Source organism: Protofrankia sp. CiT1 (assembly GCF_917627335.1).
Taxonomy (GTDB): Bacteria; Actinomycetota; Actinomycetes; order Frankiales; family Frankiaceae; genus Protofrankia.
In genome coordinates, this window is record NZ_CAKJTP010000019.1 from 18,515 (window position 1) to 34,982 (window position 16,468).

Annotated in this window: 15 protein-coding genes and 1 pseudogene; 15 read left to right on the forward strand and 1 reads right to left on the reverse strand. The window is 67.5% G+C overall.

Annotated features, from left to right (window positions below; all coding sequences use genetic code 11):
• Positions 1-120 precede the first annotated feature (120 nt).
• The 14 genes from MJ785_RS05555 to glgA all read left to right on the forward strand — a co-directional run bounded on the left by MJ785_RS05555 (position 121) and on the right by glgA (position 14,614).
• Positions 121-528, forward strand: a complete 408-nt coding sequence (locus MJ785_RS05555; protein ID WP_239310366.1) for a cupin domain-containing protein — start codon at positions 121-123, stop codon at positions 526-528.
• 22 nt (positions 529-550) lie between these two features.
• Positions 551-1,846, forward strand: a complete 1,296-nt coding sequence (locus tag MJ785_RS05560; RefSeq protein WP_239345100.1) for a beta-ketoacyl synthase — start codon at positions 551-553, stop codon at positions 1,844-1,846.
• Positions 1,843-3,111, forward strand: coding sequence for a beta-ketoacyl synthase N-terminal-like domain-containing protein (locus tag MJ785_RS05565; protein WP_239309868.1), 1,269 nt, complete (start codon positions 1,843-1,845; stop codon positions 3,109-3,111). The genes MJ785_RS05560 and MJ785_RS05565 overlap by 4 nt, the downstream gene beginning before the upstream one ends.
• On the forward strand, positions 3,111-3,848 hold the full coding sequence (locus MJ785_RS05570; protein ID WP_239374863.1) for an SDR family NAD(P)-dependent oxidoreductase: 738 nt from the start codon (positions 3,111-3,113) through the stop codon (positions 3,846-3,848). Before MJ785_RS05565 ends, MJ785_RS05570 begins: the two co-directional genes overlap by 1 nt.
• The gene (locus MJ785_RS05575; protein ID WP_239309864.1) at positions 3,848-4,153 is read left to right on the forward strand and encodes an antibiotic biosynthesis monooxygenase; all 306 of its coding nucleotides are present in this window, start codon (positions 3,848-3,850) and stop codon (positions 4,151-4,153) included. The genes MJ785_RS05570 and MJ785_RS05575 overlap by 1 nt, the downstream gene beginning before the upstream one ends.
• A complete protein-coding gene (locus MJ785_RS05580) occupies positions 4,141-4,671 on the forward strand; it encodes an ester cyclase (RefSeq protein WP_239380133.1) in 531 nt (176 codons plus the stop codon). The genes MJ785_RS05575 and MJ785_RS05580 overlap by 13 nt, the downstream gene beginning before the upstream one ends.
• Positions 4,672-4,919: 248 nt before the next feature.
• Positions 4,920-5,936: an amidohydrolase family protein gene (locus tag MJ785_RS05585; protein ID WP_239404983.1), complete on the forward strand. Its 1,017-nt coding sequence runs from the start codon at positions 4,920-4,922 to the stop codon at positions 5,934-5,936.
• Between the two features lie 86 nt (positions 5,937-6,022).
• Entirely contained in the window at positions 6,023-7,006 is a 984-nt protein-coding gene (locus tag MJ785_RS05590) for an acetylserotonin O-methyltransferase (protein ID WP_239309859.1), read from the forward strand.
• Between the two features lie 56 nt (positions 7,007-7,062).
• Positions 7,063-7,380 carry an antibiotic biosynthesis monooxygenase gene (locus MJ785_RS05595; RefSeq protein WP_239309857.1) on the forward strand — a complete coding sequence of 106 codons (318 nt, stop codon included), beginning with the start codon at positions 7,063-7,065 and terminating at the stop codon, positions 7,378-7,380.
• A gap of 574 nt (positions 7,381-7,954) precedes the next feature.
• On the forward strand, positions 7,955-8,404 hold the full coding sequence (locus MJ785_RS05600) for a roadblock/LC7 domain-containing protein (RefSeq protein ID WP_255724395.1): 450 nt from the start codon (positions 7,955-7,957) through the stop codon (positions 8,402-8,404).
• A 66-nt stretch (positions 8,405-8,470) separates the two neighbouring features.
• Complete coding sequence (locus tag MJ785_RS05605; RefSeq protein ID WP_239309855.1) at positions 8,471-9,226, forward strand: hypothetical protein; 756 nt, start codon at positions 8,471-8,473, stop codon at positions 9,224-9,226.
• Between the two features lie 249 nt (positions 9,227-9,475).
• Positions 9,476-11,623, forward strand: coding sequence for a glycosyltransferase family 39 protein (locus tag MJ785_RS05610; protein ID WP_239380134.1), 2,148 nt, complete (start codon positions 9,476-9,478; stop codon positions 11,621-11,623).
• Between the two features lie 553 nt (positions 11,624-12,176).
• Positions 12,177-13,415, forward strand: a complete 1,239-nt coding sequence (gene glgC / locus MJ785_RS05615; RefSeq protein WP_239309852.1) for a glucose-1-phosphate adenylyltransferase — start codon at positions 12,177-12,179, stop codon at positions 13,413-13,415.
• A 50-nt stretch (positions 13,416-13,465) separates the two neighbouring features.
• Positions 13,466-14,614, forward strand: coding sequence for a glycogen synthase (gene glgA, locus MJ785_RS05620; RefSeq protein ID WP_239380135.1), 1,149 nt, complete (start codon positions 13,466-13,468; stop codon positions 14,612-14,614).
• Positions 14,615-14,656: 42 nt separating this feature from the next.
• On the opposite strand, the gene MJ785_RS05625 is transcribed toward glgA, so the two are convergent.
• Complete coding sequence (locus MJ785_RS05625; protein WP_239309848.1) at positions 14,657-15,340, reverse strand: maleylpyruvate isomerase N-terminal domain-containing protein; 684 nt, start codon at positions 15,338-15,340, stop codon at positions 14,657-14,659.
• Positions 15,341-15,809: 469 nt separating this feature from the next.
• Between MJ785_RS05625 and MJ785_RS05630 the strand changes: the two are divergent.
• Positions 15,810-16,468 (forward strand): annotated as a pseudogene (locus tag MJ785_RS05630) (hypothetical protein); the annotation flags it as partial.

Below are 16,468 nucleotides of genomic sequence, written 5' to 3' on the forward strand. Positions count from 1 at the left end.
CCTCACGCCTCCGCACAGCACGCCCCCGCACAGCACACCTGCTACCCGGCGACGACACCCCCACGTCGCCGACGATTTTGGAACGCTGGCCTGCCCACCCCCAGGGATCCAGGAGAAGCCATGACCGTGACCACCCCCACCACCAGACCGGCCGCGCTGTCGATCCACGCCGTCCCGGCCAACCGCCGTCGCGGCGGCGATATCCGTACCCTACTGTCCCCCGCGACGGTGGGTGCGAAGTCCGGCTTCCTCGGCACGCTGACGCTGCAACCGGGTGAGGTCGTCACCGAGCACTGGCACCCGTACTCCGAGGAGTTCCTGTACTGCGTGTCCGGAGGCGTCACCGCGCGGCTCGACGGCGAGCACACCGCGCTGCCCGCCGAGCACGGGCTCCTCATCCCGATCGGGATGCGGCATCGGATCGTCAACGAGGGCAGCCAGACGGCCTTCCTTGTCTTCCAGCTGAGCCCCTTGGCGCCGCGCCCGGAACTCGGCCACGTGGACACCGAACCGCTCCCCCAGAACTGACGTGCCCACGCTGGAACATCCCATGAAGGAGCCGGAAGTGAGACGGACGGCGATAACCGGCATCGGCGTGGTCGCGCCGGGAGGCACCGGTAGCAAGGAGTTCTGGCACCTGCTGACCGATGGCCGGACAGCCACCAGACGCCTGTCGTTCTTCGACCCGAGCCAGTTCCGCTCGCAGGTGGCCGCCGAATGCGACTTCGACCCGGCCGCGGCGGGGCTGACGCCACAGGAAATCGCCCGTAACGACCGTTTCATCCAGTTCGCCCTCGTGGCCGCGACCGAAGCGGTCACCGATAGCGGGCTGGAACTCGGCGGGGACGCGGACCCCGCCGACCCCGACCAGCCGCTGGTAGCCGTGAGCATGGGCAGCGCGGTCGGCGCGACCACCCGGCTGGAAGACGAGTACGTGATCGCCAGTAACAGCGGGCGCGACTGGCTTGTCGACCCCAGCTACGCATCGTCCTTTCTTTACCACGCCCTGGTCCCCAGCTGTCTGGCCACCGAGGTGGCCTACCGGTTCGCCGCCCATGGCCCGGCACACGTGGTCTCGACCGGCTGTACCTCCGGGATCGACGCGGTCGGGTACGGTCACCAGCTCATCGTCGACGGTGAGGCCGACATCGTGATCGCGGGAGCGTCGGACGCACCGCTGTCCCCGATCTCGATCGCGTGCTTCGACGCGATCCGGGCGACGTCCGCGCGCAACGACGATCCCGAGCACGCCTCCCGGCCGTTCGACGCGACCCGCGACGGGTTCGTGATGGGCGAGGGCTCCGCCGTACTCGTGCTGGAGGAGCTGGCGCATGCGCGGGCCCGGGGCGCCCACGTGTACTGCGAGGTCACCGGCTATGCCGCACGCTCGAACGCCTTCCACATGACCGGTCTGAAGGCCGACGGTCTCGACATGGCCGTGGCGATCTCGGATGCCCTGCGGCAGGGCCACACCGACCCGGCCCGGATCGACTACGTCAACGCCCACGGTTCCGGGACCAAACAGAACGATCGCCACGAGACCGCCGCGTTCAAGAAAGCACTCGGGCAACATGCCTACACCGTCCCGGTGAGCTCGATCAAATCCATGGTCGGTCACTCCCTGGGAGCGATCGGCGCCATCGAGGTCGCGGCCTGCGCCCTGGCGATCGAGAACCGGGTCGTCCCACCCACCGCCAACTGGGCCCGCCCAGACCCCGAATGCGACCTGGACTACGTACCGAACATCGCTCGTGACCATGACGTCACCGTGGCCCTGTCGGTCGGCAGCGGCTTCGGCGGGTTCCAGTCAGCCATCGTTCTCGACCGCGGATCGGATGCCCGGTGATCGCCGCTCGGCCGGCCCTGCGTCCTGTTGTCACCGGTGTCGGAGTGATAGCCCCCAGCGGCATCGGAACCGAGGAGCACTGGCGCTCCACGCTGCGTGGCGAGTTACGGGTAAAACCGATCACCAGCTTCGACGCCAGCCGGTACACCACGACGCTTGCCGGCCAGATCGACGGATTCGACCCCGCTGGGCGCCTGGGCGGCCGACTCGTCCTACAGACCGACCGGTGGACGTGGCTCGGCATGGCCGCGACCGAACTCGCGCTGTCCGACGCCTCCTACGACCCGGCGGCGCACGATCCGTACGCGACCTCGGTGGTGTTCGCGGCCGGGTCCGGCGGCAATGACTTCGGCCAGCGGGAGATCCAGCGGCTGTGGAGCCTTGGCCGCCAGGCCGTCAGCGTGTACCAGTCCATCGCCTGGTTCTACGCGGCGACCACCGGCCAGACCTCGATCAGGCACGGTCTGAAGGGACCGTCCGCGGTTGTGGTCACCGACGCCGCCGGTGGCCTCGACAGTCTCGCGCAGGCCCGGCGGACGATCCGCCGGGGAACGCCGGCCGTCCTCGCTGGCGCTGCCGAGGCCGGCCTCACTCCCTACGCTCTGACCTGCCAGATCACCGGCGGGCGCCTGTCCACCAGCAGCGAGCCGAAAGCCGGCTACAAGCCGTTCGACCGTTCCGCGGGTGGTCATGTGCCCGCCGAGGGCGGCGTGACACTCGTCGTGGAGGACCCGGCCTCCGCGGCGGCCCGCGGCGCGCCGAAGATATACGCCGAGATCGCCGGATACGCGGCGACCCACGACGCGGCCCATCATCGCGACCCCTCGCCGGACCCGCGCTGGTACGCCGAGGCCATGCGCCGAGCGCTCGTCGATGCGGACCTCAACCCGGCCGACGTTGATGTGATCTTCGCGGACGGCGCGGGCTCGCGGGATCTCGACGACCTGGAGGCACGCGCGATCCACCTGGCATTCGGTGCCCATGCGGAGCACGTTCCCGTCACCGCTCCGCAGGGTCTGATCGGGCGGATGTGCGCGGGCGGCTCAGCGCTGGCGGCGGCGAACGCGCTGTTGTCCATCCGCGACGGGGTGATCCCGGCGGTCGGTAACCTCGACGACCCGCTCCCGCAGTACCGCCTCGACCTCGTCCGGGAACCACGTGAGACCCCGGTACGGGTCGCCATGGTCAACGCCCGCGGCTACGGCGGCTTCAACAGCTCGCTGATCCTGCGGGCCGTCGAGACACCCGCGCGGGGGGACAGCTGATGGACTTCGGGCTCAAAGGCAGATCAGCCCTGGTCACCGGCGGTGCCCGCGGGATCGGGCGTGCCGTCGTGCTGGCGCTCGCGCAGCAGGGAGCGTCCGTGATCACTTGCTATGTCAACGAAAGCGATGCGGTCACTTCACTCGCGGACGAACTCAACCGACTTGGCGCCGACGCGCAGCTGGTACGCGCCGACGTGTCGGTGGAAGCGGACGTGAACCGGCTGCTGGAGGCCGCCCGCGACCGCTTCGGGGCGCTCGACATCCTGGTCAACAACGCGGCGGCCGCGACCCAGGCACCGCTGCACCAGCTCGGCCTGGACGAGTGGCGGCGGGTGCTCGACACCAACCTGACCAGCCTTTACCTGCTCCACCGAGCGGCGCACGACCTACTGGCCAATGAAGCGTCGATCATTACCATCGGCTCGGCCGGAGCATTGCGCGGCGTCGCGGACCGCACCCCGTACATGGCCTCCAAGGCCGCTGTCCTCGGCTTCACCAGATCCCTGGCCAAGGAGCTCGGGTCACGCGGCATCCGGGTCAACACGGTGGCCCCCGGTTTCACCGAGACCGACCAGACGGCCGGCATGTCGCCAGCAAGGCGGGCACAGGCCGAGGCGATGACCGCGCTCGGGCGCCTCGCTCGGCCCGAGGAGATCGCCAGCGCAGTACTCTTCCTCGCGGGCGACGCGGCCCGCTACATCACCGGCGCCACGCTGTACGTAGACGGAGGGATCTGATGATCAGAGTAACTCTTACGATGCGTGTCCGTCCCAACCGGGAACAAGATTTCATCGACGTCTGGGAAAAGGTCGCGCTGGCCGCGAGCCGGGCAACAGGCAATCTGCGGCAGAGCCTCCTGCGGGACGGCCCGTGCGCGTTCGTCATCACGAGCGACTGGACGGACCGGGAGCATTTCCAGGCCTTCGAGCGCAGCCCGGAGCAGGACGCTCTCACCGCGCCACTGCGCGACCTGCGAGAGAGCGTGCGGATGGAGGTAGCCGAAATCCTCGTCCACCTGGAAGGAACAGAATGGCGATCGTGAGCGGCGAGACCCTGGCCGATACTAACAGACTGACGATCATCAACCACTTCCGGGCACTGGAGAACGGCGATCTCGAAGGTGCCCTGACAGCATTCGCCCCGGATATGGTTAATCACCGAATGGAGCCCGGCAGCCCACCTGGGCGGGCTGGTCTGGCTGCCACTTTGGGGGTCGTGCTGCGATGCTTTCCGGCCGCCGCCTGGCGGCTGGAAAGCATCGTCGCGGATTCGGAGGTCGTCGCCTCGATGATTGTGATCGAAGGCACGGCGCACGGGGTGATCATGGGAGTGCGGGCCGCTGGTCAGCGGGTGGCCTGGCGACATACCCACTGGTTTCGCATGTCCGGGGGAAAGGTCGTCGAGCATGACGCGATCCGCGACGATCGCGGCCTGCTCCGCCAGCTTGGCATGAACGTACGAGGCCCGCATCCCGGCGGGCTCGGCGGCGGGCTCGGGAGCTCCGAGAAAGGAGCTACGGGCAGCGGGGAACAGGAGAGCGTACCTCTCACCGTCGGATAACCAGCCGTCCACGGCCCGGCTGGTGAGGGCAAAAGCCCTGTCTCCCAAGCCGAACGAAACAGATCAGACAAGCCCCTGCCAGCACCATCACACCGCGCTCTGATTTTCTGCCGAAAACCAGGCCACCGGCCGAGAAAATCATCGTCGCGGACAGGACCAGTGGTGTCATAATCCAGCGGACCGGTTGCCCTTTAACATTCATCCCACCCTAGTTTTATCTCACCCCGTCCCGGCCAGGAGAACCCACCATGAGCGAACATCCTCCCGGAGCGCATTCCGACGGCGCGCGACCAAGCGGGTACATCGACGTCCATCACCATATGTTACCACCCACTTTAAAACGATTGGCGGTCGACCGTAATCTGCTACCACCGGTCGGCGGACCGCCCTTCGCGACCTGGGATCTCGGGGTTGCCCTGGAGACAATGGACATGACTGGCATCGAGCTGGGGCTGGCGTCGGCCGCGATTCCCAGCGAATTCCTCGGCGGGGATGCGCCCTGGGCCGCCGAGATCGCCCGTACCGCCAACGAGTCACTGGCCGAGATCGCCCATCAGCACCCGCAGCGGTTCGGATTTCTCGCCTACGTTCCGCTGCCATTCATGGAAATCTCACTGGCCGAGATCGCCTATGCATTCGACGAGCTCGACGCGGACGGCGTCGTCATGGGCTGCCATGCGGACGGGGCATATCTGGGAGATCCTGCCCTTGACGAGGTCTTCGCGGAGCTGAACCTGCGGCAGACAGTCGTGCTCATCCACCCGTTCAACCTGCCGTCCTGCTCAGTGAGCCCGTTCCCGGCATTCATCGCGGACTTCATGCTCGACACGACGCGGGCAGCCATCCAGCTGATTACTTGCGGCACGCTGGACCGTTACCCGGAAATCTCGTTCATCCTGCCGCACGCCGGCGGCTTCCTGCCTTATCAGGCCGCCCGGCTCACCCTTGCCGCCGCCTTCGGGCATGGTCTCGACGCCAGCACGGTCCAGGCCGCCCTGAACCGCTTTCACTACGATACAGCCGGGCCGATGTCACCATACGCCACACCGACATTACTCGCCTCCGTCAGTGCCACGCGAATCCTTTACGGTAGCGACTACAACGCGGTGCCCGCCGTCGGAGTTTCCGTGGCGTCCCAGGGACTGAAAAATGATCCCAGTCTCGATACGGAAGCATTTCGTCTGATCAGTCGCGAAAACGCACTTCGGCTTTTCCCGGCCGTCGCTCGCCGAGTGGCACCAGAAAATTTCCCGAGAACCGGCTGAACTGCCCGCCTCGATCCGTCTCGACACCTGGTCCCGCAAATATCAGCGCCCGACCGACGAACCATTACTCAAGAACGGGAACTATCATGACCGAGTCCAGTGAAACACCCGAACAGATTCTACGGATCTCCGCCGGCTACATGGCCGCCAAGTTTCTGTTCGTCGCGTCCCGGATCGGCCTGTTCGAGGCGCTGGCGCCGGGCTCGCGCACGGCGGCGCAGCTGAGCACCGTGATCGACGTTCCGGAACGGTCCACGCGGATCGTCGCCGATGCGATGGTGAGCGTCGGCCTGGTCAACCGGGAGGGCGACGAATACAGCAACGCCCCAGTCGCGCAGACGTTTCTGGCCGGCGCCACGCCGGCTGACCGGCGCCCCATGCTGAGGTGGTGGGACCAGATCAGCTATCCCACCTGGCAACGGCTTGAGGCCGCGGTGCGCACGGGCGAACCGCAGACAGAGCCCCTGTCCGCGGCGGAGCAGACAATGCTCTCGCTCGGAATGGAGGTCAGCACCAGCGCCTCCGCGGCGGCGCTACCCGGTCGCTACTCCTTCTCCGCCCATCAGCGCCTGCTCGATCTGGGTGGCGGTACCGGTTCGTTCGCGCGCGCGGCACTGGGCCGCAATCCGCAGCTGTCCGCCACGTTGTTCGAGCTTCCCCAGACCGCGGTCGTGGCTGCGCGGCATGTCGACGGGTTGGCTGACCGGGACCGGCTGACCATCGTCGAGGGCGATCTCTTCAACGATCCGATACCCAAGGACCACGATGTGCTGCTGCTGGCGAACGTGATTCATCTCTTCCCACCGGACCGCAGCCGGATTCTGCTGAGCCGGGTCCGGGCGGCGGCCCCTGACGGGGCCCGTCTGTTGCTGGTCGACCTGTGGACCGATCCCACCCACACCGACCCCGCGTTTGCGGCACTCCTCTCGGGTGAATTCCTGCTTGTCGGCGGTGGCCAGGCCTACAGCGTCGAGGAAGCCGCCAAACTGCTGGCGGACACCGGTTGGCGGTTCGACGAGCACCGGCCGCTGGCCGGTCCGGCCTCGCTTGTTCTGGCCACGGCCGGATAGCCTTCTCGGCGCCGTCCGTGGAAGATCAAAAAATAGCTGACGCAAGGAGGTCGTCGATGACCGCGCGTATTCTTGTCTTCGCGAATGTCGCCCCGGCGGTGGCGAACGAGTTCGAACTGGCTTATCTACAGGTCACCGCACGGATGAAGGGCACGCCCGGTCTCCTCGGTGACGAGCTCCTGCGAGACCCCGACGGCTCCGGCCGTTACCTCCTGCTCAGCGAGTGGGAGAGCGAAGAGCAGTTCCTCGCCTGGGAGACCGCACCGGGCCACCGTGAGATCACCAGCCCGATGACGCCGTACTGGTCCGGGAGCTTCGAACGCCGGATCTACAACATCGCTGCCCGGCTTGAGCACGGAGCCGCCACCAGCTGAACATCGGTATGCCCGTCACACTGGCATACCCGTCCGGCCACCCGCCCGTTGATCGACGGCCGGGTGGCCGGACCAGCATATGGCCACAATACTGGATTTGCCGGATGCATGGGCCTTGCCGGATTCCAGTCTTTTCTACCGACTGGACCATGACGACCGATAGCGACCGGTCAGATCACGGCGACGAGATTGGCCGTGGATCCCGGCGGCTCAAGGCCATCCCAACGGGTCAAGGCCAGCCGACACGAGCCCGGTGACAAAATCCAATCAACGGGTGATCATAGCAATACAGACATAACAGGTTAATTCGTTTATCTTGGGTACTTTTTCCAGCCCGCCGCCTGACCCAGCTGTCACCAGGTCAAGGCGCCCACCTGGCAGGGCATAAACTGGCCATCCGAAGGTGACGCGAGGAACCTGGTCGCGGTTGGCGAACCCCGAGCCGATACCTTGGCGGAAATAGCCACGGCTCAGTCGGGTCACCGAACGCGGACGAGAACGGCCAGAGAGGTAGCGAATTGTACTACCGGAGCCATGGTGGATCGGCGCACCCGTGCGGACAGCGAGGGAGCGTGTGACCGAGGCGAGCGCACCGGACGACGAGCCAGACGGTGGGCCAGACGGTGGGCTGAACTGGCTCGTCAATAACTTCGTCGGGTCGGTTCCTGGAGTGGCGAGTGCCATCGTCGTCTCGGTCGATGGGCTGCTGCTCGCGGTGTGCGACGGCTTTATCCGCGACCGGGCAGAACAACTGTGCGCGATCTCCTCGGGCCTGCTCGGCCTGGCCCTCGGTGCGGCGACCCTCATGGAGTCCGGACCGGTACGCCAGACAATGGTCGAGATGGACCACGGCACCCTGCTCCTCATGGCCATCAGCGAGGGCGCCTGCCTGTCCGTCCTGGCCGCCAAAACATGTGAAATCGGTCTCGTCGGATATGAGATGACCCGGCTGGTGGCGCGGGCACGCGACTTCCTGACACCGGCCAGGCGCGGCGAGCCACGGAGCCGGCTGGACGTAGGATAACCGCCTGACGAATACGGTCCGGACAGACCCGGCCGCGGCGGGCCTAGATTCTTTGCGGAAGTTCAGGTGAGCGCGGTGACGGACTTCTATCACCGGGTCATTGTCGAGCCCGGGAAACAGCCGCTGTTCCTGCTGCTGGTGGCGTTCGTGGGTACATTTCTGTTCATCCGGCTCAGCGTCCGGATGATCCGGGCGGGGGTTTCCTGGTGGCCCGGAAATGTCGCGGCTGGCGGGACACATATCCACCATATCGTCTTCGGCATCATTTTCATGTGCGTCGCCGGAGTCGGCGCGTTCACCCCGGCAGCCGGCAGATCACCGTGGTGGGACCTGCTCGGAGCGCTGTTCGGTGTCGGGATCGCGCTCGTCCTGGACGAGTTCGCTTTGGTCCTGCACCTACAGGACGTGTACTGGAGCGAGGAGGGCCGCGTCTCGGTCGATGCGGTCGCCCTCGGGGTGGCGGTCACCGGCCTGCTCATTCTGGGCAGCCTGCCCTTCGGGGTCAACGGCCTTGACGACAGCCAGAGCGCGGCGCTGTGGGACTATGTGGCATCACTCATCCTCAACATCCTTCTGGTAGTGATCACTTTTCTGAAGGGCAAACTGCGCCTCGGGACCATCGGGCTGCTCGTCCCCTTCCTCGCGCTCATCGGCGCGATCCGGCTGGCTCGGCCCAACTCGCCGTGGGCACGATGGCGCTATCACAGCGGATCTCACAAAGCCGCGCGGGCCGACAGCCGGGCCATCCGCCACGACCAACGGTGGATCCACCGCAAAGACCGCATCTCCGATCTGATCGCCGGTCGCCCCGACAGTGGGTGACCGGCGCGATGGACACCGCGATGGACACCACGATGGGCACGATGCCGTCCCCGCACAGCTGTGTCGGCGGGGCTGCCCGCCCGCGTCGGCCTTCAGTCGGTTCCCAGACTTGCGTCAGGCCCACATCAGGCTGAGACCCGACGATAGGGCGATGTCGGCGATATCCGTGATGACGGCCAGCCGGGCACCCCGGACGCTCCCCGGCCGCGCCGTCGTCCAGCTCCCGCCCCTGATGATGAGGACCTGAACGTGACCACAACCTTTCCGGACCAGGCGGCCGGAGTTCCCCCCGCACCGGCTGGCCCGGCGGCTACACAGGTCCGGCAGCCACCCGCCCGATGGGCGCGGCGCCTTCTTCGCGGCCGGGAATCCGACCAGCCCTGGGTGCGCCCTGCCCTGCTCGCCCTTCTCACCGCAACCGCGCTGCTCTACAGCTGGGGGCTGGGGAGGTCCGGCTGGGCGAACGCCTTCTACTCCGCCGCTGTGCAGGCCGGTTCGACGAGCTGGAAGGCCTTCTTCTTCGGTTCCTCGGATGCCTCGAACTTCATCACCGTGGACAAGCCACCGGCTTCCCTGTGGGTCGCGGAGATCTTCGTACGCCTCTTCGGGCTCAACTCGTGGAGCGTGCTCGTCCCGCAGGCGCTCGAGGGCGTCGCGGCCGTGGGCGTCCTGTATGCGACGGTCCGGCGCTGGTTCTCCCCCGGCGCGGCGTTGCTGGCCGGCGCGGTCTTCGCGACGACCCCGGTCGCGGTGCTGATGTTCCGGTTCAACAACCCCGACTCGCTGCTCGTCCTGCTGCTGGTCCTGGGTGCGTACGCGACCGTCCGGGCGGTGGAGAACGCGAGTACCCGTTGGATCGTCTGGGCGGGCGTCTTCGTCGGTTTCGGTTTTCTCGCCAAGATGATGCAGACATTCCTGGTCGTGCCGGCGTTCGCGCTCACCTATCTCCTGGCCGCGCCGGCACCGCTCCGGCGCAGGATCGGCCAGCTCCTGCTCGCCGGGGCGGCGATGCTCGTCGCTGCCGGCTGGTGGGTCGCGGTCGTGGAACTGTGGCCGAAGAGCTCACGCCCCTACATCGGCGGCTCGCAGAACAACAGCGTCCTTAATCTGATCTTCGGCTACAACGGCTTCGGCCGGCTCAACGGCAACGAAGCCGGCAGCGTCGGTGGCATGGGCGGGGCGGGCGGCACCGGTGGCCGCTGGGGAGCGACTGGTCTGACCAGGATGTTCAACTCCGAGATGGGTGGGCAGGTCTCCTGGCTCATTCCGGCTGCGCTGATCCTCCTGATCGGCGGGCTTGCGTTCGGCTGGCGCGCCCCGCGTACGGACAGGACCCGGGCGGCCCTTGCGCTGTGGGGCGGCTGGCTCCTCGTCACCGGCATCACCCTGAGCCTCGCCCAGGGGATCATCCACCCGTACTACACGGTAGCGCTCGCCCCCGCGATCGGAGCCGTGATCGGTATCGGCGGCACCGGCCTCTGGCACCGCCGTGGCCAGTTCGCCGCCGCTCTGCTGCTGGCCATGGCCCTGGCCGCCACAACAGCCTGGGCCTACGTCCTGCTCAACCGGACGCCCAGCTGGCACCCGTGGCTGCGGCCGCTGGTGCTCCTTCTCGGTGGCGCGGCGATTGTCGCGCTGATCCTCAGCCTCGTGCTCTCGGTGCCGTTGGCTCGCCGGGCCGCCGTGGTGATGGCTGCCGTGAGCATTGTCGCGGGCGCCACCGGGCCAGCCGCCTACGCGGTCGCGACGGCTTCCGCCGCGCACACCGGTGCCATCCCATCCGCCGGGCCCACGGGTTTCGGTGGCCCCGGCCGCGGCTTCGCTGGCGGCCCCGGCCCCGGCCGCGGCTTCGCTGGCGGCGGCTGGATGAACGGTTTCACTGGCGGTGGTTTCGCTGGCGGTAGCATCCCGCCGGGCACGTCACCGGGCGGCCCGGCCGCACAGGGCGGTACCGCAGGTCTGGCCGGCGGCTTCGGCCGGCGGGGCGGAGCCATGTTCGGACGGACAGCCGGTGGCCTCGGCGGGCTTCTCAACGCGGGAACGCCAAGTGCCGCGCTGGTCACGGCGCTGCGGGCGGACGCGGGGCGCTACATCTGGGTCGCGGCCGCCGTCGGCTCCAACTCCGCGGCAGGCGTCCAGCTCGCCACCGGCGACCCGGTGATGGCCATCGGCGGCTTCAACGGAACCGATCCCACGCCCACGCTCGCGCAGTTCCAGGAGTACGTCAGCCAACGAAAAATCCACTACTTCATGGGCGGCGGCGGGATGGGGATGGCGATGGGCGGCGGCCAGCCCAGTGGCACGGCCAGCGCCATCACCGCGTGGGTGCAGCAGAACTTCAGCCAGACCACGATCGGCGGCACAACCGTGTACGACCTGACCACGCCCGCCGGATAAGAGCGCCCAGCAACAGGGGTGTGGATCAAGGAGCGGGGCCGGGGTGCGTGCATCGCGAGGCGTCGCAGGGAGCCACCGGAGGTGTTGGGTGGCGACTGATGCCAACGATGCGAGGTGCGTGCCCCAGCCCCGCGACGCCGCGTCCCCTGTTGCCGGTCGCTCTAGGACCCGCCGGAGCGGGCTCACCAGGTAGGGCGTGCCGCCCACGGTGAGCCCGCCACGCGCCGGGAAATGCGCATGATCAACGGGGATCGCGCGCATAGCAGGGCACAGCCAGGGAAGACCAACCGAGTGACACCAGAACACCATAAAAAATCAATCGATGAGATTATTATTCCCAATAATAACAAAAAATCCTTTTCGTGAGCATCCGATCCGCCGCGCCCAGGATGATCAGCGTGAACCCGGTGGTAAGACAGGTCCCAAGAGCTTCTGTGCCCAACATCGCAATTAGCTACACGTTGTTAGGCTTTGGGCCTACCAACCCGGCCGCCACAGGCCGGTGCCAGCCGATCCCATCCGATCATCGATCGCTACCCCGGGGAGGTCTGGGATGTCAACGCCAAGAGTGCTCGGCGTCGTGCTGGCCGGTGGTGCGGGCAAACGGCTCGCACCGCTCACCGCCGACCGCGCCAAACCGGCTGTCCCGTTCGGCGGCCTCTACCGGCTGATCGATTTCGTCCTGTCGAACCTGGCCAACGCCGGCTACCTGCGGATCTGCGTTCTCACGCAATACAAGAGCCACAGCCTGGACCGGCACATCACCACCACGTGGCGGATGAGCGACCTGCTCGACAACTACGTCACGCCGGTGCCCGCACAGCAGCGGCTCGGACCCCGCTGGTACACGGGATCCGCGGACGCCATCCTGCAGTCACTGAACCTCATCTACGATGATCAACCGGATATCGTGGTCGTGTTCGGCGCCGACCACGTCTACCGAATGGACCCGCGGCAGATGGTCGGACAGCATCTGGGCAGCGGGGCCGGAGTGACCGTTGCGGGGCTGCGTGTGCCCCGGATGGAGGGGACACAACTCGGTGTGATCAGTCCGAGTGCGGATGGTCGCACAATTGACGCCTTCCTCGAGAAGCCCGCGGATCCTCCGGGCCTGCCGGACGCGCCCGATGAGACGTTCGCCTCCATGGGCAACTACGTCTTCTCCACCGACACCCTGATCGAGGCGCTGCGAGCCGATGCCACCGACGACGACAGCGTCCACGACATGGGCGGGAACATCATCCCGATGCTGGCGAAGGAAGGCATGGCACAGGTCTACGACTTCGCTGACAACGACGTGCCAGGAGCGAGCGAACGGGACCGGGGCTACTGGCGGGATGTCGGCACCCTCGACTCCTACTTCGACGCGCACATGGATCTGTGTGCCTTCGATCCGGTGTTCAACCTGTACAACCGGCACTGGCCGATCCTGACGAACGTCCCGTCCCTGCCGCCGGCGAAGTTCGTGCACGAGGAACCAGGCCGTACCGGCATGGCGCTCAACAGCGTCGTCAGCAACGGAGTGATCATTTCCGGCGGCCTGGTACGCCGGTCGGTCCTGTCGCCGGGAGTACGGGTGAACTCCTGGGCGCAGGTCGAGAACGCGGTCGTACTGGACAACACGATCATCGGACGGCGCGCGGTGGTCCGCGACGCGATCCTCGACAAGAACGTGGTGGTACCGGAAGGTACGCAGATCGGGGTGGACAAGGAACACGACATCGCCCGCGGATTCACAGTCAGCCCCGATGGCGTCACGGTCGTCGGGAAAGGTGTGACGATCACCGGCTGAGCCCGACAATCACCGACTGAGCCCCGTCCTGGATGCCTGAAGGGCAGGTAATGCGCGTCTCGTTGCTGACCAGGGAGTACCCGCCGGAGGTCTACGGCGGCGCCGGAGTGCACGTCGAGTACCTTGCCCGCGAGATCTCCCGGTTCGTGGAGCTGACCGTGCACTGCCAGGGGGCCGACCGGGTGGGCTCGGACGGTATCGCGGTGCGCGCCCACCGGCCGTGGGAACAGCTGGCGGACGCGGGTGACGCCCTGCGGACGGTGTCGGCCGACCTGTCCGCGACCGCCGCCGCCGCCGGCGCCGACCTGGTGCATTCACACACCTGGTATGCCAACCTGGCCGGGCATCTGGCGTCGCTGCTCTATGGGATCCCACATGTGTTGACCTCACACTCGTTGGAACCGCTGCGGCCGTGGAAGGCCGAACAGCTCGGTGGCGGCTACGCGCTGTCATCCTGGTGCGAACGGGTGTCCATCGAGTCCGCCGCGGCCGTCATCGCGGTGAGCGAGGGCATGCGGGCGGACGTCCTGTCGGCTTATCCGGCGGTCGATCCGGCGAAGATCCATGTCATCCGCAACGGGATCGACACCGATGAGTACGTGCCAAGCCCCGCGACCGACGTCCTCACCCGGTACGGGGTGGACCCGGAACAGCCATCCGTGGTGTTCGTCGGTCGGATCACCCGCCAGAAGGGAGTACCAGTGCTGCTGCGGGCCGCGGCCGAGCTCGACCCGCGGGCGCAACTGGTGTTCTGCGCGGGCGCGCCCGACACCCCCGCGCTACTGACCGAGGTCACCGACCTGGTGGACGGGCTGCGCGACACCCGCAAGGGACTCGTATGGATCTCGGGCATGCTGAGCAAGCCCGACATCATCGGGCTGCTGTCGCATGCAACCGTGTTCGTCTGCCCGTCCGTGTACGAACCGCTCGGGATCGTCAACCTGGAGGCGATGGCCTGTGGCACGGCCGTGGTCGCCTCCAGGGTCGGCGGTATCCCCGAAGTGGTGGATGACGGCGTGACCGGGCTGCTCGTCCCGCCCAGCGACCCGGCGGCGCTCGCCGCCGCCGTCAACGAGCTCCTCGCGGACCCGGTGCGTGCCACCGCGATGGGCCGAGCCGGCCGCGACCGGGCCGTCACCGAGTTCGGCTGGCCGGCCGTGGCCGAGAAGACCGCCCGCCTCTACGAGACTCTGGTCTGACCCCGGCCAACGTGCCGCTGGTGTCAGGCCATGCCGCTGGTGTCAGACCACGCTGAGGGCTGCGGGTAGGTCCGCGCGCCCGGTGAGCAGCAGGAGGATGTCGGCGGCGTCGGGGAGCGCCGCGGCGATGCCGGCGGCGAGCAGCAGGCTGCCACCGATGGCGGTGCCGAGGCTCGCCGGTGGCGGGACGTCCAGCGCACGAGCCAGATCCAGGGTGTGGACGGTGAGCTCAAAGGTCCGGGTGGGCAGGTAGTCAGCCAGCCTCATAGCGCCGAGCGCAGTCATGACGACCGCGTCGTCGGGGCTCTCGCGCACCAGCTCGCGCACCCGGTTGGCCAGCGCCGTAACCGCGTCCGACGGGTCGTCACCGAGTGCCGCGCCGGCATCACGGCCACGTTGGGTCACGGCCGCGGGGTCCGCCAGCCCGATACGCACCGCCAGATCCCCGCTTCGTACCGCCAGGTAGTAGCCGACGGCATCTATGCGATCAGTCTGAGCGCCGGCGCCCGCATCAACCACGCCGGCCGGTGTCCCCAGGTAGGTCTCCACGGTCGACAACGCCCGGCTCGTGTGCCCGACCAGGTCGCGCACGGACCACTCACCCAGGGCCGGGGCCGTCCAGCAATCATCGCTGATTCCGGTGACGAGGGACACGAACGCGCTGGCCGCATGCTCGAAACAGGCCCGCGTTTCGTGGGGTCCGGTGCCATGCACCTGTCGAGTCATAGCCCTTCGAGACCATCAAGGTCAACACCTGGGCGTATCCCTCCGTCACCTCGCGATCCATCCGCCCGTACGCCGCTCCCTTTTAGGGGGATATCTATGTGTAGCCGATCAGAGCGGATGTGGCTCGCCAGGTCGCCGGCGACGGAGTGTGGCGGCGCCTGGTCACCGACCCCGTCGACGGCAAGCTGCTGGACTACGGCCAAACGACGTACCGGCCGCCGGCGGACCTCACCCGGTTCGTCCGCCCTGTCCTCGGGCGCTCTTATCACGCGCCGACACCGAACCCTCTACCAGACTCGTAGGCAGAGACGTTCGGAGCAGCGGGCCAGGATGTTCGGCGCAAAGCAGTCATGACCATGGGGGCGTGACGCGAGGGCGTGAGCGTGGGGGCGTGACATTGCCGACTTCCGGCGCTGTGCCCAAGCTTGGATGCTGCAACGACTCATCCGGGCTGGTAACTGTTGTAAGAGTGACCAGTGTTCTTCTGTGGCCCGGGACAGTCGGGCCGAGTGCGGGCACGCCGCCGCGCATCCCAGGCTCGGTGCGTCGAACCAGCTCGGTCGACGCCCTGCGCCCGGACGGCCTCGAAGGCCCGCTCATCCTTGTCGGCAGGGCCCGCGACATCCGCACGACCGCAGACCGGCGAACCACAGACTCCGATCCGGAGCTCGTGGCCGAGGCAAGTACCCGAGTCGCGATCGACTACTTCGGCCAGCGCCTGGTGACCGCGGTTTCCTGTGAGCCCGCGACGGCGGGCACGGACACGCTGGTCGGTACCCGGGCTGGCTCCGGCTTCCGCACGGCGCTGGACCGGGCTGTGCCCCAGCTGACCGCCGACGGCACCCTGCTCGGCCTCCTCCTCGACGAAGTACCCGTCGTCACCCTGATCTCAGGGTCGGCCATCGTCCGCGTCTCCGGCAAACGACCGCGGAACACAATCATGCCACCCACGGATGTCTGCGCAGGCTGGAAGGCCGGTGGCGTGATGGACGTGAGCCAGCGCGAAGGCCGCTTCGCTCTTCTCGGCATCGGACCGTCCGCCCCGGCGCTGGAGGACGCGACCGATCCGCTGGGCTGGCACACGATGCCAGATCTGCCACCGGGAAGCATCCGGCGGCGGCGCAGGAT

Bases quoted from the DNA above. Each gene is read 5' to 3' on its own strand.
- MJ785_RS05555 (WP_239310366.1), top strand. From the start codon at position 121: ATGACCGTGACCACCCCCACCACCAGACCGGCCGCGCTGTCGATCCAC.
- MJ785_RS05580 (WP_239380133.1), top strand. From the start codon at position 4,141: ATGGCGATCGTGAGCGGCGAGACCCTGGCCGATACTAACAGACTGACG.
- MJ785_RS05625 (WP_239309848.1), bottom strand. From the start codon at position 15,340: ATGACTCGACAGGTGCATGGCACCGGACCCCACGAAACGCGGGCCTGT.
- MJ785_RS05595 (WP_239309857.1), top strand. From the start codon at position 7,063: ATGACCGCGCGTATTCTTGTCTTCGCGAATGTCGCCCCGGCGGTGGCG.
- MJ785_RS05570 (WP_239374863.1), top strand. From the start codon at position 3,111: ATGGACTTCGGGCTCAAAGGCAGATCAGCCCTGGTCACCGGCGGTGCC.
- MJ785_RS05585 (WP_239404983.1), top strand. From the start codon at position 4,920: ATGAGCGAACATCCTCCCGGAGCGCATTCCGACGGCGCGCGACCAAGC.
- MJ785_RS05575 (WP_239309864.1), top strand. From the start codon at position 3,848: ATGATCAGAGTAACTCTTACGATGCGTGTCCGTCCCAACCGGGAACAA.
- glgA (WP_239380135.1), top strand. From the start codon at position 13,466: ATGCGCGTCTCGTTGCTGACCAGGGAGTACCCGCCGGAGGTCTACGGC.
- MJ785_RS05590 (WP_239309859.1), top strand. From the start codon at position 6,023: ATGACCGAGTCCAGTGAAACACCCGAACAGATTCTACGGATCTCCGCC.
- glgC (WP_239309852.1), top strand. From the start codon at position 12,177: ATGTCAACGCCAAGAGTGCTCGGCGTCGTGCTGGCCGGTGGTGCGGGC.
- MJ785_RS05560 (WP_239345100.1), top strand. From the start codon at position 551: ATGAAGGAGCCGGAAGTGAGACGGACGGCGATAACCGGCATCGGCGTG.